General features: G+C 69.2%; 26 protein-coding genes. 13 read left to right on the forward strand and 13 right to left on the reverse strand.

All coding sequences use genetic code 11. From position 1 onward, the window contains the following. Positions 1 to 214 precede the first annotated feature (214 nt). Together mshD and ABZ382_RS17095 are read right to left on the reverse strand one after the other, a co-directional pair. Entirely contained in the window at positions 215 to 1114 is a 900-nt protein-coding gene (gene mshD / locus ABZ382_RS17090; protein WP_357089582.1) for a mycothiol synthase, read from the reverse strand. After that, the gene (locus ABZ382_RS17095; RefSeq protein ID WP_357089585.1) at positions 1114 to 1869 is read right to left on the reverse strand and encodes a response regulator transcription factor; all 756 of its coding nucleotides are present in this window, start codon (positions 1867 to 1869) and stop codon (positions 1114 to 1116) included. The genes mshD and ABZ382_RS17095 overlap by 1 nt, the downstream gene beginning before the upstream one ends. A 235-nt stretch (positions 1870 to 2104) precedes the next feature. On the opposite strand from ABZ382_RS17095, the gene ABZ382_RS17100 reads away from it, so the two are divergent. From ABZ382_RS17100 to ABZ382_RS17125, 6 genes are all read left to right on the forward strand, one after another. Beyond that, positions 2105 to 2977, forward strand: a complete 873-nt coding sequence (locus ABZ382_RS17100) for an LmeA family phospholipid-binding protein (protein WP_357089587.1) — start codon at positions 2105 to 2107, stop codon at positions 2975 to 2977. Further along, positions 2974 to 3435: a thioredoxin family protein gene (locus tag ABZ382_RS17105; RefSeq protein WP_357089590.1), complete on the forward strand. Its 462-nt coding sequence runs from the start codon at positions 2974 to 2976 to the stop codon at positions 3433 to 3435. Before ABZ382_RS17100 ends, ABZ382_RS17105 begins: the two co-directional genes overlap by 4 nt. Positions 3436 to 3696: 261 nt before the next feature. Continuing rightward, entirely contained in the window at positions 3697 to 4155 is a 459-nt protein-coding gene (locus ABZ382_RS17110) for a DUF4395 domain-containing protein (RefSeq protein WP_357089593.1), read from the forward strand. A gap of 65 nt (positions 4156 to 4220) precedes the next feature. Then, positions 4221 to 5054, forward strand: a complete 834-nt coding sequence (locus tag ABZ382_RS17115; RefSeq protein WP_357089595.1) for a sulfurtransferase — start codon at positions 4221 to 4223, stop codon at positions 5052 to 5054. 5 nt (positions 5055 to 5059) lie between these two features. Beyond that, a complete protein-coding gene (locus ABZ382_RS17120) occupies positions 5060 to 5365 on the forward strand; it encodes a DUF1416 domain-containing protein (RefSeq protein WP_357089598.1) in 306 nt (101 codons plus the stop codon). Positions 5366 to 5609: 244 nt separating this feature from the next. Continuing rightward, positions 5610 to 6269 (forward strand): FABP family protein, encoded by a 660-nt coding sequence (locus tag ABZ382_RS17125; RefSeq protein ID WP_357089948.1) that lies wholly within the window; start codon positions 5610 to 5612, stop codon positions 6267 to 6269. Between the two features lie 418 nt (positions 6270 to 6687). Here the strand turns inward: ABZ382_RS17125 and ABZ382_RS17130 are convergent, their stop codons facing one another. The 5 genes from ABZ382_RS17130 to ABZ382_RS17150 form a co-directional block, all read right to left on the reverse strand. Continuing rightward, positions 6688 to 8415 (reverse strand): ATP-binding cassette domain-containing protein, encoded by a 1728-nt coding sequence (locus tag ABZ382_RS17130; protein ID WP_357089601.1) that lies wholly within the window; start codon positions 8413 to 8415, stop codon positions 6688 to 6690. After that, positions 8412 to 10163 carry a thiol reductant ABC exporter subunit CydD gene (cydD, locus tag ABZ382_RS17135; protein ID WP_357089604.1) on the reverse strand — a complete coding sequence of 584 codons (1752 nt, stop codon included), beginning with the start codon at positions 10161 to 10163 and terminating at the stop codon, positions 8412 to 8414. The genes ABZ382_RS17130 and cydD overlap by 4 nt, the downstream gene beginning before the upstream one ends. Positions 10164 to 10229: 66 nt before the next feature. Next, positions 10230 to 11279: a cytochrome d ubiquinol oxidase subunit II gene (cydB, locus tag ABZ382_RS17140; protein ID WP_357089607.1), complete on the reverse strand. Its 1050-nt coding sequence runs from the start codon at positions 11277 to 11279 to the stop codon at positions 10230 to 10232. Between the two features lie 9 nt (positions 11280 to 11288). After that, entirely contained in the window at positions 11289 to 12761 is a 1473-nt protein-coding gene (locus tag ABZ382_RS17145; protein WP_357089609.1) for a cytochrome ubiquinol oxidase subunit I, read from the reverse strand. Between the two features lie 116 nt (positions 12762 to 12877). Continuing rightward, positions 12878 to 13804 carry an aminodeoxychorismate lyase gene (locus ABZ382_RS17150; protein ID WP_357089611.1) on the reverse strand — a complete coding sequence of 309 codons (927 nt, stop codon included), beginning with the start codon at positions 13802 to 13804 and terminating at the stop codon, positions 12878 to 12880. A 211-nt stretch (positions 13805 to 14015) separates the two neighbouring features. Between ABZ382_RS17150 and ABZ382_RS17155 the strand changes: the two genes are divergently transcribed. The 4 genes from ABZ382_RS17155 to ABZ382_RS17170 all read left to right on the forward strand — a co-directional run bounded on the left by ABZ382_RS17155 (position 14016) and on the right by ABZ382_RS17170 (position 17169). Further along, a complete protein-coding gene (locus tag ABZ382_RS17155) occupies positions 14016 to 15128 on the forward strand; it encodes a folate-binding protein (protein WP_357089614.1) in 1113 nt (370 codons plus the stop codon). Next, positions 15125 to 15790, forward strand: a complete 666-nt coding sequence (locus ABZ382_RS17160; RefSeq protein WP_357089616.1) for an MOSC domain-containing protein — start codon at positions 15125 to 15127, stop codon at positions 15788 to 15790. The genes ABZ382_RS17155 and ABZ382_RS17160 overlap by 4 nt, the downstream gene beginning before the upstream one ends. A 16-nt stretch (positions 15791 to 15806) precedes the next feature. Further along, positions 15807 to 16769 (forward strand): asparaginase, encoded by a 963-nt coding sequence (locus ABZ382_RS17165; RefSeq protein WP_357089618.1) that lies wholly within the window; start codon positions 15807 to 15809, stop codon positions 16767 to 16769. Between the two features lie 187 nt (positions 16770 to 16956). After that, complete coding sequence (locus ABZ382_RS17170) at positions 16957 to 17169, forward strand: DUF3073 domain-containing protein (protein WP_213558229.1); 213 nt, start codon at positions 16957 to 16959, stop codon at positions 17167 to 17169. Between the two features lie 188 nt (positions 17170 to 17357). Here the strand turns inward: ABZ382_RS17170 and purM are convergent, their stop codons facing one another. Continuing rightward, on the reverse strand, positions 17358 to 18437 hold the full coding sequence (purM, locus tag ABZ382_RS17175; protein WP_357089620.1) for a phosphoribosylformylglycinamidine cyclo-ligase: 1080 nt from the start codon (positions 18435 to 18437) through the stop codon (positions 17358 to 17360). A 206-nt stretch (positions 18438 to 18643) separates the two neighbouring features. Then, positions 18644 to 20209, reverse strand: coding sequence for an amidophosphoribosyltransferase (purF, locus tag ABZ382_RS17180; protein ID WP_357089623.1), 1566 nt, complete (start codon positions 20207 to 20209; stop codon positions 18644 to 18646). Positions 20210 to 20322: 113 nt separating this feature from the next. Between purF and ABZ382_RS17185 the strand changes: the two genes are divergently transcribed. Next, on the forward strand, positions 20323 to 21669 hold the full coding sequence (locus ABZ382_RS17185) for a DUF3533 domain-containing protein (RefSeq protein ID WP_357089625.1): 1347 nt from the start codon (positions 20323 to 20325) through the stop codon (positions 21667 to 21669). A gap of 1 nt (position 21670) precedes the next feature. On the opposite strand, the gene ABZ382_RS17190 is transcribed toward ABZ382_RS17185, so the two are convergent. The 3 genes from ABZ382_RS17190 to ABZ382_RS17200 are packed head-to-tail and all read right to left on the reverse strand — an operon-like array spanning position 21671 to position 24443. Beyond that, a complete protein-coding gene (locus ABZ382_RS17190; protein WP_357089627.1) occupies positions 21671 to 22057 on the reverse strand; it encodes a sterol carrier family protein in 387 nt (128 codons plus the stop codon). Positions 22058 to 22066: 9 nt separating this feature from the next. Continuing rightward, the gene (locus tag ABZ382_RS17195) at positions 22067 to 22708 is read right to left on the reverse strand and encodes a CPBP family intramembrane glutamic endopeptidase (RefSeq protein WP_357089629.1); all 642 of its coding nucleotides are present in this window, start codon (positions 22706 to 22708) and stop codon (positions 22067 to 22069) included. Between the two features lies 1 nt (position 22709). Continuing rightward, a complete protein-coding gene (locus tag ABZ382_RS17200) occupies positions 22710 to 24443 on the reverse strand; it encodes an alpha/beta hydrolase (RefSeq protein ID WP_357089632.1) in 1734 nt (577 codons plus the stop codon). 150 nt (positions 24444 to 24593) lie between these two features. Between ABZ382_RS17200 and ABZ382_RS17205 the strand changes: the two genes are divergently transcribed. Further along, on the forward strand, positions 24594 to 24881 hold the full coding sequence (locus ABZ382_RS17205) for a YiaA/YiaB family inner membrane protein (protein ID WP_357089635.1): 288 nt from the start codon (positions 24594 to 24596) through the stop codon (positions 24879 to 24881). A 70-nt stretch (positions 24882 to 24951) separates the two neighbouring features. After that, positions 24952 to 25497, forward strand: coding sequence for a hypothetical protein (locus ABZ382_RS17210; protein WP_357089638.1), 546 nt, complete (start codon positions 24952 to 24954; stop codon positions 25495 to 25497). A 99-nt stretch (positions 25498 to 25596) separates the two neighbouring features. Here ABZ382_RS17210 and ABZ382_RS17215 read toward each other — a convergent pair whose 3' ends face one another. Further along, entirely contained in the window at positions 25597 to 26247 is a 651-nt protein-coding gene (locus tag ABZ382_RS17215; protein WP_357089639.1) for a zinc ribbon domain-containing protein, read from the reverse strand. Positions 26248 to 26323: the final 76 nt, after the last annotated feature.

The following is a 26323-nucleotide window of genomic DNA, read 5'->3' on the forward strand; positions in this document are numbered from 1 at the left end:
AATCACTTGCACGTCCAACCCCTCAACGGTCGGACGGGCGCGTTTGGCGGCTGTTCGCTGCGAACTAGCGCACCGGGCAGCGGTCTGCGGCCCACTTGCAACGTAAGGGCGGCTGGTAGACAGTTGGACCAGGGCAGGTGAACGACAGATGAACAACCCACCCTGATTGCGGCGCACCACGTGTGACATTAGCCGCACCGTTGCCGAGCGTAATTTACGACACGCTGGAGTAGGCGACGTCGATGTGGAATCGAGTGAATCCGAGCCGGGTGTAGGTGTGCACGGCCGCAGTGTTGTCGCCCTCGGTGTAGAGCAGCACGGCGTCCAGGCCGCGGTCCTTCAGATAGTGCAGACCCGCCAGCGTGAGCAGCCGGCCGAGGCCGCGACCCTGCGCGTCGGGATCGATGCCGACCACGTAGACCTCGCCGATGGGCGGCGTCTCGTCGGAATGCACCTTGGTCCAGTGGAATCCGAGGATGCGGTCCGGGTGGGCCGGATCCACGGCGATGAACAGACCCTTCGGGTCGAACCAGGATTCGGCGCGGCGGGCGTCGATATCGCGCTGGGTCCAGCCGCCCTGTTCGGGATGCCAGGAGAAGGCCGAGGCGTTCACGCGGAGCAGTTCGGCGTCGTCGGAAGGCCCGGCGTAGGTGCGCAGTTCGAGCTCGGCGGGTACCGCCAGCTCGGGTAGCTCCGAGTTAGCCAGCTCTCTTCGCATTTGCCACAATTCACGCGAAACGGACAAGCCCAGTCGGGCCGCCACCGCCCGCGCGGGCGGCAGGTCACCGTGCGCCCACACCCGCGCGCCGGGACCCCCGGCCGCCAGCGCGGCAGCCACCAGACCTGCGCCGATACCGCGGCCGCGGGCCGACGGATCGACCGCCACCTCCGCCATCGCCGGGTGCTCGTCGTGCGCGGGCACGAGGTTCGCGTACCCCACGACCGCACCGTCCCGGATGTCCACCAGATGTCTTGCGGGCGAATCAGTTCCGGCCAGCGAGAGCACCGCCTGCTCCGACACCGGAGCCACGCCGTCGGCCGCGGTGGCGCGCTCCAGCAGCGCCCGTACCTGCCCGGCCGTCTCGGCATCGAGCCGGTCGGTCCAGGAGGTCATCAGATCGCGCCGTTCGCCGAGGTCAGTTCGGAGTCGTCGGTGCCGTCGGAGTCGGGGAAGGTGACCGCGTCGCCCTTGCCCGGGGTGCGCGCCGGGCGCACCGCCTTGTATCCGACATTGCGCACGGTGCCGATCAGCGACTCGTACTCGCTGCCGAGCTTGGCGCGCAGTCGCCGCACGTGCACGTCCACGGTGCGGGTGCCGCCGAAGAAGTCGTAGCCCCAGACCTCCTGGAGCAGCTGCGCGCGGGTGAACACCCGGCCGGCGTGCTGCGCCAGGTACTTGAGGAGCTCGAACTCCTTGTAGGTCAGGTCCAGCGGGCGCCCGCGCAGTCGCGCGGTGTAGGTGCCCTCGTCGATGACCAGCTCACCGAGGGTGATCTTGCCGGTGTTCTCCGGGCTGGCCACGCCGCCGTTGCGCGCCACCAGGAGTCGCAGCCGGGCGTCCAGTTCGGCGGGCCCGGTACCGGGCAGCAGGATGTCGTCCAGGCCCCAGTCGGCGTTCACCGCGACCAGACCGCCCTCGGTCAGCACGGCCACCACCGGCACCGACGAGCCGGTGCTCCCCAGCAAACGACACAGGCCGCGCGCGGCGGCCAGGTCGGTGCGCGCGTCCACCAGCGCCACGTCGGCGGATCCCGCCTCGAGCAGGGACGCCACCTCCGTCGGAGCGGGCCGCACGTGATGCGGCAGCAACGCCAGCGACGGCAGCACCGCCTCGGGGTTGGGGTCGGAGGTCAGCAGGAGCAGCTCCATGGGGGCCCTCCATCCCATCTGGCATGTGTGTGGCTACCGCGCTGTCGGCCACTACCCCATGCAGGTCATCACAGGTAATCGCTGCCTACATTAGCCTGTGGTGTCTCGTATTTGCCCTCCGCTGCCGCCACGGGCGGGTTGACGGCGCGAATCACCAGCGTCCGCCCAGTCGCGAGCGGACTCCCGTAGGTGGATCCGAAGCGGATCGGCGACGGCCCCCTATTAGTGTGCAGCTATGCGTTTCCGGAGGCTGCTCATCGGATTGCTCTGCCTGGCAGGGCTGGTCGTGCTGCTCGATTTCGGGGTCGCGGCCTACTCCGAGTACCGCGTCTCGCGGCTGCTGCGGACCGGTTCGGATCTGAGCGCCGATCCGGAGATCACCTTCCACGAGTCGCTGCGCCACCCGTTCGTGGTCCAGTCGCTGGACGGTGAGTACATCAATATGGACATCCGCGCCCGGGCCATGCGCCCCGACATCCCCGGCAAGATCATGGTCGAGGCCAATCTGAAGGGCGTCCGCCTGCCCATGCGTCAGCTGATCGACGGCGAGGTGGCGCAGGTCCCGGTCGACGAGGTGCAGGCGCGCATGCGCATCGAACCCAATGAGCTCGGTCGGCTGTTCAAGATTCCGGACCTCCAGGTCTTCGGTCCGCCCACCGACAAGTCCGACGGCTCCGGCAATGCCGCGGGCACCGGTCCCAGCACCACGGGCATCATCATCCTGGAGGGCACCGTGCCGATCGGCCCGAACGCCGACACCGTCGCGGTCACCGATTCGCGTGCGGACGCCACGCAGAAGGTCACCAAGAAGAAGGTCCACGTGCTGGCCGAACTGAAACTCGAGGGCGCCGAGGTACGCATCACCGCGATATCGATCGCCGGGCGCGATCTGCAGTCCGACTCCGATTCGGTGCTGCCCGAACAGGATCGGACCGTGATCTCCGAACAGGACAAGCCCGCCATCCTGGCCCGCTTCACCCACACCATCGACACCCGCAATATGCCGTTCGGCATCGCGCCCACCTCGGTGGAGGCCAATGCCGGGCAGATCGTGGTGGAGGGCACCGGTCGCGCCGTGACCGTCGACCTGGATCGGCTACAGAAATGATCGCCCTCGGAATCCTGGCGGTCATGCTGGTCGCGGCGATCGCCGTGGGCCTGCTGCTGCGCCGCAACGAGGGCCGGGTGCGCGAGCGCGCCGCCGCGCCACAGCCCCACGAGCCGGAATCCAACCGGGCCGCCCTGCTGGCCGCGGCCGGGGTGATCCCGGGCCGCCCGACCGTCCTGCACTTCTCCGCCGACTGGTGCGGCCCGTGCGCGGCGGTGCGGCGCGTGGTCGCGGGCGTGGTGACCGAACTGGCCGACGCCGAGCTGCCGCCGCTGGATCTGGAGGTGGACATCGACGAGTTCGCGGAGCTCGCCCGGGAGCTGAACGTGCTCTCGCTGCCGACCACTTTCGGATTGGATTCTCGAGGATTGGAACGCTTCCGGATCTCCGGCGTTCCGAAGGCCGCGGATCTGCGCACGTCAATGGCCTCTTTGACGGTCGCCGCGACCGATGAGTGACCAGCATTACGGACCCCGGGTCCAATTTCCCCCGAAAATTGGGTAAACTCCCTCTCGTGCAATCCAACCGCGAGCTGATGCTCACCCGACGCCGCACGGTAGACCTGTGCCGGCTCGGTGGTTGTTGCTGCCTGTGCCGCTAGCCGGTCGGCCTTTCTATAACTCTGTCGCCGACCGGTTGTATCCCCCGCTGTTGAGAGATCATGTCGATCCTCCGGCGATCTGGCCAATACATCCTCGAGCGCAGGAGTACTTCCTTCCATGTCGAACACCATTACGAGCGCACCGCCCGTAGAGCAGGTCGACGTCCGGGGTCCCCGGTTCGCGGCCTGGATCACCACCGCGGTGCTCGCCCTCGTCCTGATTCTCGCTTCCGTCTCGGTCCCCGCGGCCGCCGTACTGCTGGCCGTGCAGGCCGTGGTCTTCGGCCTGGGTGCGGCCACCGGCCCCAAGCGCAGCCCGTACGGCCGGATCTACGCCGCTCTGGTCGCGCCGCGCAACGGCGCGCCGACCGAGCTGGAACCCGTTGCCCCGCTGCGGTTCGCACAGCTGGTGGGTCTGATCTTCGCGGTGCTGGGCGTGATCGGCTTCGCCGCCGGCAGCACGGTGGTGGGCTCGATCTTCGCCGGATTCGCGCTGTTCGCGGCCTTCCTGAACGCGGCGTTCGGCATCTGCCTGGGTTGCCAGATCTATCCGCTGGTCGCCCGACTCCGCCCCTGACCATTCCTATTACTCAGCCACACGAACGCAACGCCTGAACACGGCACCGCACCGAAAGGAACAACATGGCTCGCTCCGATGTCCTGGTCTCCGCAGACTGGGTCGAAGAGAACCTGAACACCCCGGGCGTCGTCCTGGTCGAGGTGGACGAGGACACCTCGGCCTACGACCTGGGGCACATCGAGGGCGCCGTGCGTCTCGACTGGAAGAAGGACCTGCAGGACCAGGTCCGCCGCGACTTCGTGAACCAGGAGCAGTTCTCCGCGCTGCTGTCCGAGCGCGGTATCTCCAACGACGACACCGTGGTGCTGTACGGCGGCAACAACAACTGGTTCGCCGCCTACGCCTACTGGTATTTCAAGCTCTACGGCCACCAGGACGTGAAGCTGCTCGACGGTGGCCGCAAGAAGTGGGAGCTGGACGGCCGCCCGCTGGTCAAGGACGTCAAGGTGCGCCCTGCCACCGATTACAAGGCCGCCGCGCAGGACCTGTCGATCCGCGCCTTCCGCGACGAGGTCGTCGAGGCCATCGGCGCGAAGAACCTGGTCGACGTGCGCTCCCCCGACGAGTTCTCGGGCAAGATCCTGGCTCCGGCGCACCTGCCGCAGGAGCAGTCGCAGCGTCCGGGCCACATCCCGACCGCCATCAACGTGCCGTGGTCCAAGGCCGCGAACGAGGACGGCACCTTCAAGAGCGACGCCGAGCTGGCGGAGATCTACAAGGAGGCCGGGCTGGACGGCGACAAGCTGACCATCGCCTACTGCCGCATCGGTGAGCGTTCCTCGCACACCTGGTTCGTGCTGCAGGAGCTGCTTGGCCACCAGAACGTCAAGAACTACGACGGGTCCTGGACCGAATACGGTTCCCTCGTCGGTGTACCGATCGAGTTGGGAGCGTAATCAATATGTGTGCAGCACCTACCCAGGGACAGGCCATCCCGGCCGGCGTCGACGTCGAGAAGGAGACGGTCATCACCGGCCGCGTCCTGACCGCTGACGGCCAGACCGTCGGTGGCGCGTTCGTCCGCCTGCTGGACGGCAACGGCGACTTCACCGCCGAGGTCGTGGCCTCGGGCACCGGCGACTTCCGCTTCTTCGCGGCACCGGGCACGTGGACGCTCCGCGCGCTGTCGGCGTCCGGCAACGGCACCAGCGAGGTGTCGCCGGAGGGCAACGGCATCCACAACGTGGACGTCACCGTCGCCAAGTAAGCGAAACATCAAGAACGGCCCCGGGATTCATGATCCCGGGGCCGTTCTCGTCTGTCGGCGCGATTTTCCCGGGGTCGTTTTCACCGGATCGCGGCGGTGCGATTAGACTCCGAGACGTGGTGCTTACCTTCGAAATTCTGCTGGTACTCGTGTCCGTGCTGATCGCCTGGTTCGGTCTGTACGTCCTCTACCGGCTGTTCACCGAGTCGTGACAGATCCGGCCCAGGAGAACACCGAAAACGGAGTGGCCAACGGCTCGGCGTCCGATGACGCCGCCGGTTCGCGCCGCAGCGGCGACCAGGCGGTCGCGGAGGCGGTCGAGCGGGCCAAGTCGACCGGGGGGCTGAACGTTCCGGCGCTCCCCGATCTGCCGCTGCCCGTGGACACCGCGAATCTGCGGCTGGGCCCCGATCTGAGCTCGTCCATGCTCGCGCTGCTGCCATTGGTCGGCGTGTGGCGCGGTGAGGGCGAGGGCAACGATCCCGAGACCGGCGACTACCGCTTCGGTCAGCAGATCATCGTCGCCCACGACGGCGGCGACTACCTGACCTGGGAAGCCCGGTCCTGGAAGCTGACCGCGGAGGGCGAGTACGACGGCCCGGACCTGCGTGAGAGCGGTTTCTGGCGGGTCGGCATCGACGGCGACGACGAGGTGCTGGAGCTGCTGCTCACGCACTCGACCGGCATCGTCGAGCTGTTCTACGGCCAGGCCCTGACCCAGTCGTCCTGGGAGCTGGCCACCGACGTGGTGATCCGCAGCCAGTCCGGCATCGTGGTGGGCGGCGCGAAGCGGCTCTACGGCATCGTCGAGGGCGGCGACCTGGGCTACGTCGAGGAGCGCATCGCGGCCGACGGCGCACTGGAGCCGCGGCTCTCGGCCCGCCTCAAGCGCTACATCGGCTGAAACTGCCGTTCGGCGCGAGACAACTGATTTCGTTGCGATGGGGGTACCTCCTGGGGTACCCCCAAAAATTGTTTCGGCACCCAGCGCAGGCACGGAATGCCGGGGCCAACGGCTCTCAGCCGCCCGCTGAAGTCTCGGGGAGGCGGAATAGGTACGGCCCCCGAGTTGTACTCGCGGAAGGATGCAACGTTCTTCACGCAAGTCCGGTCGGACGGACCGTAACTCGGGGGCCGGGTGACTGCCGTGGATTCGCGAGGGCTCGCGCGATCGGAATCCGATTGCAGCGGTAGCGCCTAGCTGGCAGCCACCTCACGCGTCCTAGAAATCATTCTCGAACCACCTCCTTCCTGTGTACCGACGAAATTAGTCGGATCCGGCACCCACGGCAACGTATTTTCGCGGACTGCGAAAAGGCAGGTCAGACGGCGGTTTCGGGAATACGGGGACCGCTGTCGATCGCCCCTCCGGGTTCGACGCGAACGATGGTGTCGGCCTTGGCGTCCGGGGGCAGCTGATGGGTGACGACCACCACCGTGCGGTCGCGATCCACCAGACCGCTCGATTCGTCCAGGAGGCGGCGCAGCAGGTCGGCCCCGGCCTCCGCCTCCAGATGTTCGGTGGGCTCGTCGAGCAGCAGGACCCGCGCGGGTGCGAGCAGGGCGCGGGCCAGCAGGATCCGGCGGCGCTGGCCGCCCGAGACCGCGGCGGCCCCGCCGACGAGATCGGTCTCGACTCCGTCGGGCAGTGCGTCCAGCCACTCCCCCGCCCCGACCGCGCGCAGGGCGGCGTCGGCCTCGGCGGCGGTGATGTCGCCGCGGGCCACGCGCAGGTTCTCCAGCACGGTGGTGCCGAAGAGGTGCGCGTCCTCGGCGAAGAAGGTGACGCCGGGCTCTGGTGTGCCGAACAGGCCCGCCCATGCCATGAGCAGGGTCGTCTTCCCCGCACCACTGGGCCCGATCACCGCGATCCGGCGGCCCTGCGGCAGGGCCGGGAATTTCGGTGTGGCGGTCCCGGATTCGCGAGGAGCCGGGTCTCCGGCTTCCAGCTCGTCGAGGCGGCGCAGGGCGGCGCGGCCGGTGGTGAGCGCCTGCGCGGCGGCGGGCAGCACCGCGACCGCCTCGAAGGCCGACAGCGGCACCAGCACGAGCACCGTGAACGCCATCGGCGTGATGCCGCCGGGCGCGACGGTCTGGAATCCGGCGGTCGGCACCGGAGATCCGCCGCCGTACAACACGATCCCGATGAGCAGCGCCCCCAGCACGCTGGCCCCGATGGACAGCGGGAGCACCGCCGCCGCCCACGCGCCGTGCACCGCCGCCCGGTCCTCCGCCGCGACCGCGCGCCGCCCCGCCGCGGTGGCCGCGCCGACCGCTTCGGGAAGCCGTCCCGCGACCCGCAATTCGGGTGCGTGATCCAGCACGGTGAGCGCCTCGGCGGTGAACTCGGTGCGGTCGGCCCGCACCGCCAGTTCGGCTTCCGCGGCCGCCCGCGCCGACAGCCAGGGCGCGACGATTCCCGACACCGCCAGCGCCGCCGCCAGGATCACCGCCGCGGGCACCGAGATGCTCGCCAGCAGTCCGACCGCGAGCAGGGACAGGATCACCGCCACCGCGATCGGCACGAACGCCCGCACCACCACGGCTCCGAGGTCGTCGATATCGCTCATCACTCGCCCGAGCAGTTCGCCCCGGCGCAGCTGGGTCGGATCCCCGTGCCGGGCTTCGGTTTCGGTCCGGGGCGAACCGATGGAGGCGGAGCGACCCGCGACATCCACTGCTCCGGAGCTCGCGGCACCGGTCGTGCCGGTTCGTCGCGGCCGCCAGATATTCGCGCCGGCCAGCGTGCGATAGGTGGTGGTTCGTGCGGTGCTCATGGCGCGCAGCGCGACGTCGTGGGTGGCGAGCCGCTCGAGGTACCGGCACAGCCCTCGCGAGATGCCCAGGGCCCGAACGGTCACCACGGCGAGGCTCAGGTCCAGGACCGGTGGCATCTGCCAGGCCCGGGCGATCAGCCAGGCCGCGAGCGCGGCCAGGCCGAGCCCGCTGCCGAGCGCGAGCACGCCCCAGCCGACCGAGAGCGCCATGCGCGCCCGCGACAGTTCGAGGAGTTCCCGGATCCGCCGGAAGTCGGCCATGACCGCTCTCATCGTGTCGACACCTCCCGGTCGGATCCGGTGACGTTCGCCTCCGGGTCGTCGAGTGTCGTTCCCGTGGAGCGGACTTCGACGATGCGATCGGCGACCGCGAGGACCGAGGGCCGGTGGGCGACCACGACAACGGTGGCTCCGGCGCGGGCGCGCGCGGTGAGGGCCGCGAGCACCGTGGTCTCGGCGGCGTCGTCGAGGTGGGCGGTGGGTTCGTCGAGGAGCAGGATCGAGCGGGGCGCCGCGAGGGTGCGGGTCAGGGCCAGGCGCTGCCGCTGGCCGAGGGACAGGCCGACGCCGCCCGCGCCGACGACGGTGTCCCAGCGGTCCGGGAGGGTGTCGAGGACGGCGTCGAAACCGGTGGCGGCGCAGGCGGCATCGATCCGGTCGTCCCCGGACGGGGGCCCGAGGAGTTCGAGGTTGGCGCGCAGGGTGCCGGGGAGCAGGACCGGGCGTTGCGGGAGCCAGGCGATGGCGGACCAGTATTCGTCGGGGTCCAGCTCGGGGACGGGGGTGCCGTCGACGGTCACCGTGCCCGTGTCGGGGGCGAGGAGGCCCAGGACGGCTTGCAGGGCGGTCGATTTGCCGCAGCCGTTGGGGCCGGTGAGGACGGTGACCTCGCCGGGCCGGAGGGTGGCGGTGAGGCCGTCGGGCGCGTTGCCGTCACGGGCGGTGATGCCGAGGTCCCGGATCTCGATGTGGCCGAGCGGGTTTCGATGCACGGTTCCGGCGGGTGCGGCGGGCGCGGCGTCGGTGTCGGGTTCCAGCACGGCGAAAGCCCGTTCGGCCGCGGCCATTCCGTCCTGGGCGGCGTGGAAGCGTTCGCCGACGGCGCGCAGCGGAAGGTACACCTCGGGGGCGAGGATCAGGGCGAGCAGCCCGGCGTAGAGACCCATATGGCCGAAGACCAGCCGCATGCCGATGGACACGGCGACCAGGGCCACGCACAGGGTGGCGAGCATCTCCAGCACCATCGAGGACAGGAAGGCCAGGCGCAGCGCGGACATGGTGCGCCGGTGCAGGGCGTCGCCGAGTTCGCGGACGCGGCCGGCCATGCTGCGGGCCGGATCATCCTGCGACGCCGGCGCAGCGGCGGTCTCACGCCCGAGGGCGCGCAGGGTGGGCATGCCCGCGAACAGGTCCAGCAGTTGATCCGACAGCCGGGTGGTCGCGGCCAGGGTGTCCGCGGACTTCCCCTGGGTGAGCAGCCCGATGAGGATCATGAAGATCGGGATCAGCGGCAGCGTGACGGCGATGATCGCGCCGGACACCCAGTCGTGGACGGCGATGACGGCCAGCACCACCGGGGGCACGAGGGCCGCCAGGATCAGAGCGGGCAGATATCCCGCGAGGTAGGCGCGCAGCCCGCTGAGCCCGGAGCCGACCACGACCGCGAGTTCGGTACGGCGGCTCTCCAATTCGCGCGGCGGGAGCTGGGCCCCGGCCGCCAGGGCGGCGGTCTCGAGTTCGGCCACGACCTGCGCCCCGGCCCGGTGCGCGAGCCGGGACTGCCACCAGGTGGCGGCCACCCGGCACAGCACGGCGGCCGCGAACACCGCCAATTCGACCGTCCACGACCCGATCCGGCGGTGTTCCGGTTCGGTGACGACCCCCGCGAGCACCCGGGCCAGGGCGAGCGGCCCGATCACGATGCATCCGGTGGTGACCAGCGAGAGTCCCACGCTGAGTCCGAGATACCGGCGCGCGGAGCGGGCGTACCGCCACAACCGCGGGTCCACCGGTCGTGCCATGGTCGATCTCCTCTGCGAAAAGACGCGCCGCCCAAGCCCTTCCGGCGGGGGCGGCGCGCCCCGGGTTCAGCTCTTCGCGGGTTCCATGGGCAGCCCGATCGGGGCCGGGATCTGTTCCATGGTGAGCCGCTTGCGGAACACCCAGTACGTCCAGGCCTGGTAGACCAGCACGACCGGGACCAGGGCCACCGCGACCCAGCTCATCACCACCAGCGTGTAGTGGGTGGAGGAGGCGGCGACGGTGCCGTCGCGGCCGTCGACGGTGAGGCTGAACGCGTCGTTGATGGTGGACGGCAGCACATTCGGGAACAGCGACCCGAACAGCAGCACGGTGGCGGCCGCGATGGTGATCGCGGTGCCGGTGAACGCCCAGCCGTCGCGGCCCTGGCTCGCGGCGAAGCCCGCGATCAGCAGTCCGATCACGGCCAGCGCCAGCGGAATCCAGGTCCAGCCGTGCCCGTGGGCGAGCTGGGTCCAGACGCCGAAGGCGGCCACCACGACGGCGGTGGGCACGAACAGCACGCGGATGATGCGTTGCGCGTCGTCGCGGACCTCGTTGCCGGTCTTGAGGGCGATGAACAGCGCGCCGTGCAGCATGAACAGCAGCAGCGTGGTGAGCCCGCCGAGCAGCGCGTACGGGTTGAGCAGGTCGAGGAAGTTGCCCTCGATCTGCTTGCGCTCGTTGAGCTTCACCCCGTGCACGATGTTGGCGAAGGCCAGACCCCAGGCCAGCGCGGGGATCCAGGAGCCCAGGCCGATGCCGATGTCGCACCAGGTGCGCCAGCGCGGGTCGTTGATCTTGCCGCGCCATTCGATGGCGCAGGCCCGCGCGATCAGCCCGACCAGGATCAGCAGCAGCGCCAGGTAGAACCCGGAGAACAGGCTGGCGTACCACTCCGGGAAGGCGGCGAACATGGCGCCGCCGCCGGTGAGCAGCCACACCTCGTTGCCGTCCCACACCGGTCCGATGGTGTTGAGCACGGTGCGCTTCTTCTTCTCGTCGCCGCGCCCGATGATCGGCATCAGCATGCCGACGCCGAAGTCGAAGCCCTCCAGCACGAAGTAGCCGGTGAACAGCACCGCGATCAGCAGAAACCAGAATTCAGGGAGACTCATCCTCGGCTCCTAGTAGGCGAAGGAAAGCTTCTCGACGGGCTCCCCGGTCAGCTTCGGGGTGTCCGGGGTGGATGCCTGTTCGGGTCCGGCGATCACGTAGCGGCGCATCAGATAGAACCATCCGATGGCCAGCAGCCCGTAGAGCGCGGTGAACACGATCAGCGAGGTGAGGATCGTGCCCGCCGAGACCCCGGAGACGCCCTGCTGCACCGTCATCCGGATGTGCTGGTCGCCGGTCGGGTTGGGTGCGACGACCCAGGGCTGGCGGCCCATCTCGGTGAAGATCCAGCCGGAGATATTGCCCAGGAACGGGGTGGCGATCGCGATCAGCGACAGCCAGCTGAACCAGGTCTGGTCGGGGACCCGGCCGCGGCGGGTGACCCAGAATCCGGCCAGCGCCAACAGGATCGAGCCGGCCATCCAGGTGATCATGGCGCGGAAGGACCAGTAGGTGACGAACAGGTTGGGCCGGTAGTCGCCGACGCCGTACTTCTGGTTGTACTCGACCTGGAGGTCCTTGACGCCCTGCAGGGTGACGCCGGTGAATTCGCCGGTGGCCAGCCACGGCAGCACGTAGGGCACCTCGATGAGGTGATCCACGCTGTCGCAGTTGTTGTGGGTGCCGACGGTCAGCACCGAGAAGTCCGGATCGGTCTCGGTGTGGCAGAGCGATTCGGCCGAGGCCATCTTCATGGGCTGCTGTTTGAACATCAGCTTGCCCTGGATGTCACCGGTGAAGATCAGCGCCACCGCGGCGATGAGCACGACGTACAGGCCCATGCGCGCGCTCGGCCGCCACATGGTGCGGGCGTCCTCGAGGAGCGCGTCGTCGCCTTCCGCCTTGGCCTTTCGGGCATTGCGCACCATCCACCAGCCGGCGATGCCCGCCACGAAGGTGCCCGCGGTGAGGAAGGCTCCGGCGATGACGTGCGGGAAGGCTGCGAGGGTGGTGTTGTTGGTGAGCACCGCCCAGATGCTGTGCAGTTCGGCGCGGCCGGTCTCCGGGTTGTACTCCGCGCCGACCGGGTGCTGCATGAACGAGTTGGCGGCGATGATGAAGTAGGCGGAGGCGTTGGTGCCGATGGCGACCAGCCAGATGCACGCCAGGTGCACCTTTTTCGGCAGCCGGGTCCAGCCGAAGATCCACAGGCCCAGGAAGGTCGATTCCATGAAGAAGGCGACCAGCGCCTCCATGGCCAGCGGGGCGCCGAACACGTCGCCGACGAAGCGGGAGTATTCGCTCCAGCCCATGCCGAACTGGAATTCCTGCACGATGCCCGTGGCGACGCCGAGGGCGAAGTTGATCAGAAACAGTTTGCCGAAAAACTTTGTGAGCCTGAGCCAGTGCTCCTTACCGGTGATCACCCACGCGGTCTGCATTCCCGCGACGAGCGGTGCGAGGCCGATGGTGAGCGGCACCAGGATGAAGTGATAGACGGTGGTAATTCCGAACTGCCAGCGCGCCAGATCTACGACGCTCATCCGACCTCCCTGCCGATCTACGACATGACGTAGTACCTGAGACTACGCGTCGGGAGGCGCGGATCAACGTATGCCTCGCCACAGTCAGCCCGATATTTGCTGGAACGTGATCGGGACTACCAGTCGGCGAGGCTCCCGGAGAGCGCGATGCCGCGGTTCACCATCTCGACGATCTCGGCCGCGTTCTCCGGCGGCGACATGCGCAGTCCGTCCAGCGAATTGACCCGCGCGGCCAGGGTGATCGAGGACAGCATCCACACGGCGTCGGCGGTGATCAGGTCGGCCGTGAACAGCGGTTCGTAGCGGCACTCCCAGCCGGCCTTCTCCGCCTGCGTGAACAGCGCCCGCTGGGTGGTGCCGGGCAGGACGCCGTTGCGGGCGGGCGGGGTGATGAGCTGGTTGTCGCGCTGCACGACCACGGTCGAGCGCGGACCCTCGAGGACACGGTGCTCGGTGCTGGTGAAGATGACGTCGTCGGCGCCCATCCGCTGGGCGAAGCGCAGCGCGGACATATTCGTCGCGTACGACAGGGTTTTCGCGCCCATCAGCAGCCACGGCGCGTTCTGCGCCAGGTCGATGGAGATGCCCTTGGAGAGGGTGATCACCGAAACGCCTTCGGTGCGCGCCTTTTCCACCCGTGCGGGGACCCCGACCACGAAAACGTAACCGGTGGTGGCGGGTTCGGCTCCGGCCAGATCGCCGGTCTTGTTCGCCGGACGTTCGCCAGCACTGCCGTGATCGCTGTCACGTCCGCGGGTCAGGACCATCCGCAGGGTGCCCTCGCGGTCCTTGCCCCATTCCTCGGCGGCCAACTCGATCGCGAACCGCCACGCCTCGAGGTCCGGCGCGGGCAGATCCAGCGCCTCCGCCGAACGCCGTAGCCGCGCCAGATGCATTTCCAGCGCGCACGGCACACCGTCGCGCACCAGCACCGTCTCGAAGATGCCGTCGCCCCGCAACGCACCGATATCGTCCGCATACAACAACGGCGCGTCCGGATCCCGGATCGCGCCGTCGAGTGTCACCAAAACCCGTTCCACCATGCGACGAGCCTAGGGGAGTCGACGGGTCCTGGGTGCCATACTGTGCCACCCGACCCGTCAAGCCACCTGCCACGACCTGCTGGAAGCGGTGCTCGCGTTTCAAACCTGCCCAAATGCGCCACCGGCGCGTCCCGGGGGCGACATCGGTCCGGGGTCCCGCTCCCGAGCCGTGCGCCCGAGGCCTGTCGCCGCGAGCCGCTAGGGTGGAGTCGTGTCCTCCTCGGTTGCCAGTCCGATCTTGCAGGTTCCAGGGGCTGTCGCGGGGCTGCCGGAGTCACCGGATGCCGCGGTCGCGTGGCATTACGGCGATCCCTTCGGGGAGCAGCGCGCGGCGGCGGAGCGGGTCGCGGTGGTGGATCGCTCCCACCGGTTCGTGCTCTCGATCACCGGCAAGGAACGTCTGAGCTGGCTGCACACCATCTCCAGCCAGGCCGTCGCCGGTCTCGGTGACGGGGAGTCCGCGGAGAACCTGGACCTCGACCTCAACGGCCGCGTGTTGAATCACTTCGTGCTCACCGAACTCGACGGCACGGTGTGGATCGACACGGAGGGCGCGCGCGGACCCGACCTGCTGAGCTTCCTGCAGAAGATGGTGTTCTGGGCCGACGCCAAGCCCGTCGACGCCAACGACCACGCCGTCCTGAGCCTGCTGGGCCCGGCCGCGGCCGACCTGGTCGACGCCCTGGGCGTGCCCGCCCTGCCCGACACCTACCGCGCGGTCCCGCTGCCCGGCGGCGGTTTCCTGCGCCGCATGCCCTGGCCCACCGCCGACTCCTTCGACCTGCTGGTCCCCCGCGACCAGCTCGCCGCCTGGTGGACCAGGCTGCGCGACGCGGGCGCGGCGGCCGCGGGCCTGTGGGCGTTCGAGGCGCTGCGAGTGGCCGCCCTGCGCCCCCGCCTGGGCCTGGACACCGACGACCGCACCATCCCGCACGAGGTGAACTGGATCGGCGGCCCCGCCGAACACGGCGCCGTGCATCTGAACAAGGGCTGCTACCGCGGCCAGGAGACGGTCGCGCGGGTGCACAATCTGGGCAAGCCGCCCCGGCACCTGGTGCTGCTGCACCTGGACGGCTCGGCGGATTCCCGTCCGGCGCCCGGTGATCCGGTGACCGCGGGCGGCCGTGCGGTCGGCACGCTCGGCACGGTGATCGACCACTACGAGCTCGGCCCGATCGCGCTGGCCCTGATCAAACGCACCATCCCGGCGGACACCGAACTGGTGGCCGGCCCGTGCGCGGCGGCCATCGACCCGGATTCGGTGCCCGCGCACGACGAACCGCAGGCCGGGCGGCTCGCCGTCGAGAAGCTGCGCGGCCGATGACCGCCACCCCCGTCGGCCGGGTGCTGGCCGTCTGCGTCGTGCACGCCGAACTCGAGCTGCCCGCCAAGTCCTCGAAGGTGGGCCGCACCGCCATCGACAAACGTCCGGTGCCGCACCGGGTTCCGGTCCGGGCCCTCGGCCTGGACGGCGACCACGTGTGCGACACCAAGCATCACGGCGGCGTCCACCAGGCCGTCTACGCCTACGCCGAGGAGGACGCGCGGCGCTGGTCCGCCGAACTGGGCCGCGAGCTCGCGGCGGGCTGGTTCGGCGAGAACCTGCGCATCGCCGGGCTCCCCGTCAGTGACGCGGTGATCGGCGAGCGCTGGGCCATCGGCGACACCCTGCTCGAGGTGTCCGCGCCGCGGGTCCCGTGCGCCACCTTCCAGTGGCGTGCCGGTGAGCCGCAGTGGGTGAAACGCTTTACGGCACAGGCGAATACGGGCGCTTACCTGCGGGTTCTGACCGAGGGCGGGATCAGCGCGGGCGACGAGGTGCGGGTGGTGCACGTGCCCGAGCACGGGGTCACCGTCCGCGATCTGTTCACCGGCGCGGACCCCGGGCGCCTGGAGTTGCTGGAATCCGCCGAGCCCACCATCTCCGACGATGTCCGCATGCAGATCGACCGTCACCGCCGCCGCCACGCCGCGGCGGCCCGATGACAGCGAAGGGGCACCGATGAGCGTCGATCTGGTCGAGGTGGTGCGGTCCGGTTTCCGCGAGTGCGTGCACCGCGGTTCCGCGGTGGTGCTGCGCCCCGACGGTGAGCCGCTGGTCGAGGTGGGTGCGGTGCACGGCCCGATCTTCCCGCGCTCCACCAACAAGCCGCTGCAGGCGCTCACCTTGCTGCGCAACGGTTTCGAACCGGTGGACGACGCCGAGCTGGCCATCGCCACCGCCTCGCATTTCGGCGAGCCGGATCATGTGGAGCTGGTGCGGCGGTTGCTGGACCGCTTCGGTTTCACCGAGGACGATCTGGAGTGCCCGCCGGATCTGCCGTTCGAGGAGCAGGCCCGGGCCCGGGTGCTGGCCGGCGCCGACCGCGACAAGGCGGCTCGACGGATCTTCATGAACTGCTCCGGCAAACATGCCGCCATGCTCGCCACCTGCGCGGTCAACGACTGGCCGACCCGCGGCTATCTCGAGGTCGGGCACCCGTTGCAGCGGGCGGTGCTGGACACCGTGGCCGAGGTGACCGGTGAGCCGGAGACCGATCTCGGCATCGACGGGTGCGGCCTGCCCATCGTGCCGGTGTCGCTGGTGAATCTGGCCCGCGCCTACGCCGGTTTCGCCACCGCGCCCGAGGGTGCGCCCGAACGCCGCGTCGCGGACGCGATCCGCGCCCATCCGCGAGTGATTTCCGGCACGGACGGCCCCGATTTCCGCGTTATGTCCGCGACGCCGGGACTGGTGTGCAAGATCGGCGCGGACGGGGTGCACGCGGGTGCGCTGCCGGACGGTTCGGCCTTCGCGTACAAGATCGATGACGGCGCCGATCGCGCGCGGCTTCCGCTGACGCTGGCCATTCTCCAGCGTATGGGGGTCGAGTGGACCGATGCGCACGCTGAGCTGGCAACGCCCGCGGTGCTGGGCGGCGGAGCTCGCGTCGGCATCATTCGAGCGATTCCCGGCGTCCTGTAGTCGCCGGTCGGCAGGGTTTTCAGGATCGCCCGGTCGTCGCCGGTCCCGGCCCCGGGACGTTTATCCCCCACTCCTGGAAGCGCGACCGCCTGACACACGCTAAAGTGTTCGTCAGGAAGAGTATTAATTCGAACGGGGCCGCCAAACCCACCCCAGGCCGCCCCGCAGTGACGCGAGGGGGTCAGCCATGGGCCGTGGCCGGGCTAAGGCAAAGCAGACCAAGGTTGCACGTGAGCTCAAGTACAGCTCACCATCGACCGACTTCACGAGCCTTCAGCGCGAACTGTCGGGGAGTCCCTCCGACACGCAGCTGAGTGGTGCTGTGCTTTCCGACGAGCACGACGCGAAGGACTCGCGTGCGGGCTGGGACGAAGACGACTACGACGACTGGCGTCGCTGACCTCGGATTTTCGCCGTGTAAGGGGGAGGCCCACTATGGCCTTCCCCTTTAGCACGTCGATATGCCCCGAGGTCAGGGCCATTCGCTGAGCATCCGCGGCGAACAACTACTGCCGGTCCCCCTTCCTACCGGCGAAAAGACAAACGGCCCCGGCACTCTCGCGAGTGCCGGGGCCGTTCTCTGTCTGCTCAGAAGCGCGGGTGGTCGCCCACCAGTGCGACGCGGGCGGCGTCGGCGTCCTTGGCCTTCTTCACCGTGCCGAGGGTCCAGCAGTCGATGTGGCGGGCGGTGAGGACGGCCAGCGCGCGGTCGGCGTCCTCGGGCGCGACGACGGCGACCATGCCGACGCCCATGTTGAAGGTCTTCTCCATCTCCAGGCGCTCGACGCGGCCGCGCTGGGCGATCATCTTGAAGACGGGGGCCGGGTTCCAGGTACCGCGGTCGAGCTCGGCGACGAGTCCGGCGGGGAGCACGCGGGCCAGGTTCTGGGCCAGGCCGCCGCCCGTCACGTGGCAGAAGGTGCGCACGTCGGTCTCGGCGATCAGGGCCAGGCAGTCCTTGGCGTAGATCTTGGTCGGCTCGAGCAGTTCCTCGCCGAGGGTGCGGCCGAATTCCTCGACGTGCCCGGTGAGGGACATGCGGTCGATGTCGAGCAGCACCTTGCGAGCCAGCGAGTAGCCGTTGGAGTGCAGGCCGGAGGAGCCCATGCCGATGACGACGTCGCCGGGGCGGACGCGGTCCGGGCCGAGCACGGCGTCGGCTTCGACGACGCCCACGCCGGTGGCGGACAGGTCGTAGTCGTCCACGCCCATCAGGCCTGGGTGTTCGGCGGTCTCGCCGCCGAGCAGGGCGCAGCCGGCGATGACGCAGCCCTCGGCGATGCCGGAGACGATCTGCGCGACGCGTTCCGGGACCACCTTGCCGACGGCGATGTAGTCCTGCAGGAACAGCGGTTCGGCGCCGCAGACCACCAGGTCGTCGACGACCATGGCGACCAGGTCGAGGCCGACGGTGTCGTGCTTGTCGAGCGCCTGCGCGACCGCGATCTTGGTGCCGACGCCGTCGGTGGAGGCGGCGAGCAGGGGCTCCTTGTAGCCGCCCTTCAGTGCGAACAGTCCTGCGAAGCCGCCGAGACCGCCCTGCACTTCGGGGCGGGAGGCCTTCTTGGCCAGGGGCGCGAACAGCTCGACTGCGCGGTCACCGGCTTCGATATCGACGCCGGCCGCCGCATACGAGGCACCGGCACCACTGGGGGTCTGTTCAGTCATTGTCGGGGAGAGCTCCAAGCCGAATCGTCGGATAGATGCCTGCTCACGCTAGCAGGAGCGCCGTTGCGCACCGGAGGCGCACGGCGTTGCGACCGTCCACCCGTTATGCGTGCGGGCGGGTAGTCACGGGAAAGCCACGGCGCCCGTTCGCGATTGCGCGAGCGGGCGCCGAGACCGCTTGCGCGGTGGCCACTCAGCGCTCAGCGCTAGGGGCGACTCAGCGCCGAGGCGTTGGCGTTGTCGGCCAGCAGCTCGGTTTCGGTGGTGCCGGACAGCATGCCCTCGAGCACGTTCTTGCCGATGGCGGTCTCCACCGGCAGCGCGATCGGGTAGTCGCCGTCGAAGCAGGCGCAGCACAGCCGCGAGCGTGGCTGTTCGGTGGCGGCGACCATGCTGTCGAGGGAGATGTAGCCGAGGCTGTCCGCGCCGATGGAGCGGCGCACGCCCTCCACCATGTCGTCGAGGCTCTCGCCCTCGATGCCGTCGGGGCCCGCGCCGTTGGCGATCAGCTCCGCGCGCGAGGCGAAGTCGATGCCGTAGAAGCAGGGCCACTTGACCGGCGGGGAGGCGATCCGGACGTGGATCTCCAAGGCGCCCGCCTCCCGCAGCATGCGGATCAACGCCCGCTGGGTGTTGCCGCGCACGATGGAGTCGTCGACCACGATGAGCCGCTTGCCGCGGATCACCTCGCGAAGCGGGTTGAGCTTCAAGCGGATTCCGAGCTGGCGGATGGTCTGGCTGGGCTGGATGAAGGTGCGGCCCACATAGGCGTTCTTCATCAGGCCCTGGCCGTAGGGAACGCCGGAGCCCTGCGCGTAGCCGACGGCGGCCGGGGTGCCGGATTCCGGGACCGGGATGACCAGGTCTGCCTCGACGGGGTGTTCGGCGGCCAGGCGGCGGCCGATGTCGACGCGGGTGGCGTGCACCGAGCGGCCCGAGATGGTGGAGTCGGGGCGGGCCAGGTACACGAATTCGAAGACGCAGCCCTTGGGGGTGGGGTTGGCGAAGCGCAGGGAGCGCACGCCGTCGGCGTCGATGGCGAGCAGTTCGCCCGGTTCGATCTCGCGGACGAACGAGGCGCCCACGATGTCGAGGGCCGCGGTCTCACTGGCGACCACCCAGCCGCGGTCGAGGCGGCCCAGGCACAGCGGGCGCACCCCGTGCGGGTCGCGGGCGGCGTAGAGGGTGTGCTCGTCCATGAAGGTGAGGCAGAACGCGCCCTTCAAGGTCGGCAGCAGCTCCATGGCGGCCTGCTCGATGCTCTTGTCGGCGGCGGCGTGCGCGAGCAGCGCGGTCATCACGTCGGAGTCGGAGGTGGCGGCCATACCGCCCGCCAGACGACCGGTGACCAGCCCGAGTTCCCGTGCGCGGGCACTCAATTCAGCGGTGTTGACCAGGTTTCCGTTGTGGCCCAACGCGATTCCGGTACCGACCGCGGTGGTGCGGAAGATCGGCTGCGCGTTCTCCCAGGTGGTGGAACCGGTTGTGGAGTAACGACAGTGGCCGACGGCCACGTGGCCGGGCATGGCGGCCAGGGTTTGTTCGTCGAAGACCTGACTGACCAGGCCGAGATCCTTGAATACCAGCACCTGCGAGCCGTCGGCGACCGCGATGCCCGCCGCCTCCTGCCCGCGATGCTGCAATGCGTATAGTCCGTAATACGTGAGCTTTGCCACATCTTCGCCCGGTGCCCAGACACCGAACACACCACACTCTTCGCGCGGTTCGTTCTCGTCCTGATCAACGGTCGTGGCGGAGGCGGGGAGATTCACCGTTTGCTCCCTGTTCGGCGGGCTGGGGGCGAGAGCCATTCTACGGGTAACCGCAAGGCAACCCGCCGTTGGGATAACGGAGATGGCAGGCGGTTTGCTGTTAGCGTGCGACGGTGGCGAGCACCGACAGCACCGGCCGCGCGGAAACCGGTCCACGACGCAGGCATCTGAGCCCTCTGCGGTGGGCGCTCCCGATCGTGGTGGTCACGCTGCTGGCCTCGCTCCTGGGCGTCATGTATCTCGACTACGTCGTGGACCCGGAGAAGAATCTGCACGATTTCCCGATCGCTCTGGTGAACCAGGACGTCGGCGACGATCTGAAGACCGGCGATCGGGTGCAGCACGTCAACTTCGGCGATCAGGTCGCGGACGGACTGACGAAGGCCGTCCCGGCGGACAAGATCGATCTGCGGGTGCTCGGCATCAACGAGGCGCAGCTCCAGATGCAGTCGGCCCGGGTGTACGGCACCATCATCATCCCCAGCGACTTCTCCAAGCGGCTCGGCATTCTCGGGGTCGGCAGCGTCGTGCCGGGCGAGATCTCCAAACCGGTGCTGACACTCCAGACCAATCCGCGCACCGGCGCGTTCGCGACCGCCGTGGTGCAGAAGTTCGGTGAGCAAGCTCTCACCCAGGTGAACGCCGAGGTCGGCAAGCAGCTCACCGATCAGGTGACCAAACAGCTGACGCCGCCGCCCGGCGCACCCCCGACCGAGCTGTCCGGGGCGACCCGGCTGGTGCTGGCGCAGCCGCTGGACATCGTGACCGAACAGTTCCGGCCGCTGCCGAGTGGTTCCGGCGAGGGCCTGACCGCGTTCTTCTACAGCCTGCTGCTCCTCCTGGTCGGCATGGTCGGCGCGATGATCATCCACCAGCTCATCGACTCCGCCCTCGGTTTCCTGCCGACCGAGTGGGGTCCCTGGTATGTGCACTTCCCGCGCGCGCCCATCTCCCGGACGCGCACCCTGCTGCTCAAGTGGTCGGCGATCGCGGTGATGGCGGTGCTGGTGTCGGCCACGCTGGAGGGCATCGCCGCGGCGATCGGCATGCCGATCGACAAACCGCTGCTGCTGTTCGTCTACGGCGCGCTGGTGATCATCGCGGTCGGCTTCACCTGCGCGTCGACGCTGGCCGCGGTCGGCACTGCGGGCCTGATCATCAACCTGATCGTGTTCATCATCCTGGGGCTGCCGTCCTCGGGCGGCACCATCCCGATCGAGGCCACCCCGAAGTACTTCGGCTGGCTGGCCAAGTTCGAGCCCATGCATCAGGTCTTCCTGGGCACCCGCTCGATTCTCTACTTCTTCGGCAACGGCCAGGCGGGCCTGACCCGGGGTGTGTGGATGGCCCTGCTGGGTTTGGCCATCGGCGTGGTGTTCGGCCTGGTCATCACTCGCTACTACGACCACAAGGGTTTGGAGCGCAAGCCGGTGGCGCTGCCGGAATCGGCGGCCGAGTAGTTCAGAGCGGCACCACCGGCAGCCAGCGCGCCACCTCGCCCGCGCGACTGCCGGACGCGGTGAGCGCCGCCGACTCCACCGCATCGGCGAAGTCCAGCAGCCCGGTGGCGAGCAACAGCCACGTCCGAGCATCGGTCTCGACAACATTGGGCGGATTGCCCCGGGTGTGCCGCGGCCCCTCGATGCACTGCACCGCCACGAACGGCGGCACCCGCACCTCCACCGAATGGCCCGGGGCGTCGGCGGCGAGGGCCCGCGCGGTCCCGCGCACGGCCGCCGCGAGCTCGGTCCGAGCGGGCTTCGGGACCGTCTCGTCACGCAGCCACTCCCCCACCGCGGCGACCGCCGCCCGCACCTCCGCCGGATCCACCGCACCTCGTCGCGCCATGCCGTGAGGCTACTGCGCGAGGCGGCGGGCCAGCCGAGGGGCGAGGGCTCCGCCCGCGTTCAGCGCCAGATGCAGCAGGGCCGGGGCGGTGGCGCTGCCGGTGTGGCGGCGCAGTAGGTCGAACACCAGACCCGCCCCCGTGGTGAGCGCGACGGTACCGGCGATCGGGTCGGCGGCGGCGCGGGCGGGCTGGATGTGGGAGAGACCGAAAACCAGTGCGCCCACACCGGTTCCGATCTCGCCCGCCGTGCGTTCCAGCAGCGGTGTCAGGGTGGAGCGATAGACGAGTTCCTCGGTCAGGACGGTGCCGCCCGGAATGTGCAGAGCCGTCCATTCCAGGGTGGAGACGCCGGGGCCGCGATCGGCGAGTCCGGCCAGGTGGCGGCGGGTCGCCGGAATGGCAAGAGCCGCAGCGTAGCCGGACAGCACGGTGGCCGCGGCGACAGCGCCGGCCCGGATGCCGCGGCGGGACAGGAAGTTCGGGTCTCCCCGAAAAGCGAGGGTGTACGCGAGCGCGTAGCCGGTGTTGGCGGCGGTGCGGCCGCGCAGGTCCAGGCGCAGTGCGGGGAGCAGGCGATTGCTCCAGATCAGCGGTATCGCCGTGGCGGCCAGGGCTTTCGGATGCGGCAGCGCGCGGGCCCGGGCGCGCACGCTACTTGACCGCCCGCTCGTACGCCTCGGCGAGCTCGATCTGGGTGCGGATGCGTTCCCCGAGGACCGGCGTCCAGTCCGGCGGCGCGGCGACGGCGGCCCAGCCGTCGAGGACCAGGGAGCCGTACCGGTGGCCGTGCCCGTCGCTGACGCCCTGGGCGTTGGTGAGGTCGGCGACGACCTGCCAGAAGGTGACGAACGGCCACCACCGCATCTGCGAGGACACGTCCGCGCCCCGCGGTTCGGACAGCCAATCCGGTTGGGAGAAGATGAGATCCGGCGACCACCACACGATGGGGTCGGACGGATGCTGCAGGTAGGCGATGCGCGGCTTGCGCCACTCCGGCGAGGGCCGGTTCAAATCCTCGGCGGTGGCGGCGAATCGGACCACCAGCCCGTCGGCGTAGATCGGATCCACTTCGCGGGTGCCCAGGTCGCGGCGTTGAACGAACTGCCGCCACAGTCGATTCGAGTTGGGCGGCCCCACCCACAGCGCGCCGTCGACCTTGGAGCGCAGATCGGCCAGCCCGTCGAAGGCGGATTCGGAGCCCTGCGAGCCGAGGCTCTCGCCGTAGACGAGCAGCTTGGGCCGATGGTCGGCCGGTCGTTGCGACCAGGCCCGGTACACCGCGTCGAACATGGTGCGCCCGTTGGCCGCGACCTTCTCGCGGTCCGCCAGGAACGACAGCACGCTCGGCAGATACGAGTACTGGGAGGCGACGATCGCGGTGTCGCCGCCCCACATGTATTCGAGCGCGGCGGCCGCCTCCCCGTTCACCCAGCCGGTCCCGGTGGTGGTGGCCAGCACCAGCACCTTGCGGTCGAAGGCCCCGGTGCGCTCGAGTTCGGCGACGGCCATGTCCTCCTCGCGCAGGTCCTGGGTCGCCGATTTCAGTCCCACGTACACCCGAATCGGTTCGCGCGCGGGCTTTCCGGTGACAGCGCTGATCAACACCGGATCGGGTCCGTGCGAGACGAACCACCGCCCCTCCGACCCCAGCGTCTCCCACTTGGCCAGCGAGGCCGGGCTCCCGGAACGCTCCGGTTTCGTCGGCTGCACCGCGAAGTCGCTCATCTTGTCGTTGCGCACACTGAACGCCGAGTTCGCGACCGCGAAGAAGGCCCGGGTGGCGACACCGTTGAACAGGGTCACGATCAGCACGGTCAGCAGCAGCGCCCCGATGGCGGGCGCCAGCGCGGGCGGCACCTTCACCCACCGGCTGAGCAGCCGAGCCAGGAACCGCACCGCTTCCCGCAGCGTCCGATACACGGCGACGACGAGCGCGCCGACCGCCACGCTCAGCCCGCCGGTGCGCAGATACGCGGCGCGGGTGGTGCCCTCCATGTTCATGAGGCTGGTGATCTCGCGCTGCCAGTCCGCCGACAGCACCAGCATGGCGGCCGCGACCAGCGCGCACGCCACGACGACCGCGACCTTCACCAGGTAGCGCACCCATTCGGGCGGGGTCTCGATCGGGATCCGGGGCCGCACCCACCGCAGGAACGCCCATTGCAGAACACATCCGACGCCGTACCCGATGGCGGCGTTGAGCCCGGAGATCAGGCCCTGGAACAACCAGTCCCGCGGCACCAGCGAGGGCGTCACCGACCAGGCGAAGAAGATGGTCGCCACCACCAACCCCGTGTGATTGAGGTCGATGACGTCCTCCGTCCGTCGCGCGACCACGGCGGCGCGGGTGCGCAACCGGGTCAGGGCGTGGGCGGAGTCCAGCACCCGTCAAGTATGGACGCAACCGGCGCGAATCCGGGGAGCCCCACGTGTGAGAGGGGCCATCACCCGGGCGTGTCGGACACGGCTTCTACCGACCCGGCTCGAGTAGATGTACTCGGTCGATTCGACGGCGCGACAGCCACACTCGGATTCATGAGCAACCCCAGCGCACAGACCAAGTCCACCACGGCGTTTCTGGCGCAGGCCGCGATCGCCTTCGGAATCAGCTTCTGCGCCTTGATCATCGGCATCGCCTACCTCCCCCTCGACATCTGGCAGCGCGGCTTCCTCCTGATGGCCATGCTGTTCCTGGTCAGCAGCAGCTTCACCCTCGCGAAAGTCATTCGCGACCAGCATGAATCGTCGAAGGTGCACCAGCGCATCGACGAGGCCAGGATGGAGAAACTGATGGCCGAACACGATCCTTTCAAGATCAACTAAATTGTCCCCCCGCTCGGATACGCTGGCCGTCCCCTTGATTTCCAAGGGGTTTGGTTAGGGGAGTACAAGCATGAAGAAGTCGATCCTGGGCCGCTCGAGCGCCGGATTCGCTGCCATGGCAGCGGTGGGGGCGGCCGCGATCGCGACAGCGACGACCGCGTCGGCGGGCGTGGTGAACACCCTGCAGCTGCAGGCCTCGCAGGCCTACTGCGTCGGCACCACCTACACGATCAGCCTGTCCGCCACCGATGCCACGGCATTGATGGCCCAGGCCGCCGGCTACTCGAGCATCACGTTCGTCTGGTCTCCCGCCCCGCAGGGCACGACCACCACCATCGCCACCCTGCCGTATGTCGCGGGCCAGGGCATGACCGTGAATTGGGCGCCCACCTACGCGGGCGACACCGTCCTCGGGGCATTCGCCTACGACTCGGTGCTGGGCCCCAACGCGATCATCGATTCCATGATCCCCAACGTCCACGTGGTCCAGAGCGCTCCCGCCGGAGCGAGCTGCACACCGACGACGCCGCCGACCACGACGCCGCCGACGACCGGAACCGGTAGCGCGAGTTCGATTCCGGTGATCGGCCCGCTGCTGAGCAGCCTGTTCCACTGAGTACACGGCGCGCGGCGACACCGTGATCGAGCTGTCCCGCGCGGGATACAGCGCGAGCCCGCCGGATCGAACCGGCGGGCTCGCGTGCCGGTTCGATCGCTACTGACCTTGCCCGCAATTCGAGCAGAACGCCGACCCGACCGGGATCTGATGCCCACAGCCGCGGCAGCCCGAACGCAGGTCCAAGCTGCTGCCGCAGGCTCCGCAGAACCGGCCGCCGGTGGTGTTGGAACCGCAGGTCGGACACAGCACGCGGGCGGGGGTCGAGATGTCGTGCTGCTGGACCCAGTCCTGACGCCGCGCCGCTTCCTGGATCTGTTCGCCGCGGGCGGCGGCCTGTGCCCGCGCGATCTCGTGCTGGACCATGGGTGAGCAACTCGTGCACTGCCCCACCTGCTCGTTCCAGCAGTTGCGCGCGCACATCCAGGAACCGCAGCCGCCACACTGGCGGAAGTTCGGCTCCACTTCCCGGATGGCGGCGGCGAAGGCCTTGTCCTTGGTGCTGGAGGACGAGCTGCCCCAGCTGTTGGAGTAGCTGTCGGCGGCCGAGGATGCCTTGTACAGCAGGGAGAAACGGTCACCGAACAGGTCCCGCAGCACCCGCAGCAGGCCCCGCCCTCGCGAGAGATAGTTCTGCTGGAACGCCGACTGGTAGACGGTTCTGCATCGGTCGCAGTGGAAGTCCCACTGGAAGCCCTCGTCGTTCGACATATCGGAATAGTTGCTGGTGAAGACGACCGGCGCGGCCATGGTGGTGTTCGGTTCCTTTGCAGCCGATGTACATACGTCGAAGGCGCTCGGGAATCGCCCGGGCACCAACAGGTCT

It is taken from the genome of Nocardia sp. NPDC005825, from assembly GCF_040630175.1.
Taxonomy (GTDB): Bacteria; Actinomycetota; Actinomycetes; order Mycobacteriales; family Mycobacteriaceae; genus Nocardia.

Excerpts from the sequence above, each read along its gene's own strand:
- ABZ382_RS17165 (WP_357089618.1), top strand. The coding sequence starts at position 15,807 with ATGAGCGTCGATCTGGTCGAGGTGGTGCGGTCCGGTTTCCGCGAGTGC.
- ABZ382_RS17105 (WP_357089590.1), top strand. The coding sequence starts at position 2,974 with ATGATCGCCCTCGGAATCCTGGCGGTCATGCTGGTCGCGGCGATCGCC.
- cydB (WP_357089607.1), bottom strand. The coding sequence starts at position 11,279 with ATGAGTCTCCCTGAATTCTGGTTTCTGCTGATCGCGGTGCTGTTCACC.
- ABZ382_RS17150 (WP_357089611.1), bottom strand. The coding sequence starts at position 13,804 with ATGGTGGAACGGGTTTTGGTGACACTCGACGGCGCGATCCGGGATCCG.
- ABZ382_RS17215 (WP_357089639.1), bottom strand. The coding sequence starts at position 26,247 with ATGGCCGCGCCGGTCGTCTTCACCAGCAACTATTCCGATATGTCGAAC.
- ABZ382_RS17210 (WP_357089638.1), top strand. The coding sequence starts at position 24,952 with ATGAAGAAGTCGATCCTGGGCCGCTCGAGCGCCGGATTCGCTGCCATG.
- cydD (WP_357089604.1), bottom strand. The coding sequence starts at position 10,163 with ATGGCACGACCGGTGGACCCGCGGTTGTGGCGGTACGCCCGCTCCGCG.
- ABZ382_RS17145 (WP_357089609.1), bottom strand. The coding sequence starts at position 12,761 with ATGAGCGTCGTAGATCTGGCGCGCTGGCAGTTCGGAATTACCACCGTC.
- ABZ382_RS17160 (WP_357089616.1), top strand. The coding sequence starts at position 15,125 with ATGACCGCCACCCCCGTCGGCCGGGTGCTGGCCGTCTGCGTCGTGCAC.
- ABZ382_RS17190 (WP_357089627.1), bottom strand. The coding sequence starts at position 22,057 with ATGGCGCGACGAGGTGCGGTGGATCCGGCGGAGGTGCGGGCGGCGGTC.
- purM (WP_357089620.1), bottom strand. The coding sequence starts at position 18,437 with ATGACTGAACAGACCCCCAGTGGTGCCGGTGCCTCGTATGCGGCGGCC.
- mshD (WP_357089582.1), bottom strand. The coding sequence starts at position 1,114 with ATGACCTCCTGGACCGACCGGCTCGATGCCGAGACGGCCGGGCAGGTA.
- ABZ382_RS17170 (WP_213558229.1), top strand. The coding sequence starts at position 16,957 with ATGGGCCGTGGCCGGGCTAAGGCAAAGCAGACCAAGGTTGCACGTGAG.
- ABZ382_RS17100 (WP_357089587.1), top strand. The coding sequence starts at position 2,105 with ATGCGTTTCCGGAGGCTGCTCATCGGATTGCTCTGCCTGGCAGGGCTG.
- ABZ382_RS17130 (WP_357089601.1), bottom strand. The coding sequence starts at position 8,415 with ATGAGAGCGGTCATGGCCGACTTCCGGCGGATCCGGGAACTCCTCGAA.
- ABZ382_RS17095 (WP_357089585.1), bottom strand. The coding sequence starts at position 1,869 with ATGGAGCTGCTCCTGCTGACCTCCGACCCCAACCCCGAGGCGGTGCTG.
- ABZ382_RS17120 (WP_357089598.1), top strand. The coding sequence starts at position 5,060 with ATGTGTGCAGCACCTACCCAGGGACAGGCCATCCCGGCCGGCGTCGAC.
- ABZ382_RS17115 (WP_357089595.1), top strand. The coding sequence starts at position 4,221 with ATGGCTCGCTCCGATGTCCTGGTCTCCGCAGACTGGGTCGAAGAGAAC.
- ABZ382_RS17110 (WP_357089593.1), top strand. The coding sequence starts at position 3,697 with ATGTCGAACACCATTACGAGCGCACCGCCCGTAGAGCAGGTCGACGTC.
- ABZ382_RS17205 (WP_357089635.1), top strand. The coding sequence starts at position 24,594 with ATGAGCAACCCCAGCGCACAGACCAAGTCCACCACGGCGTTTCTGGCG.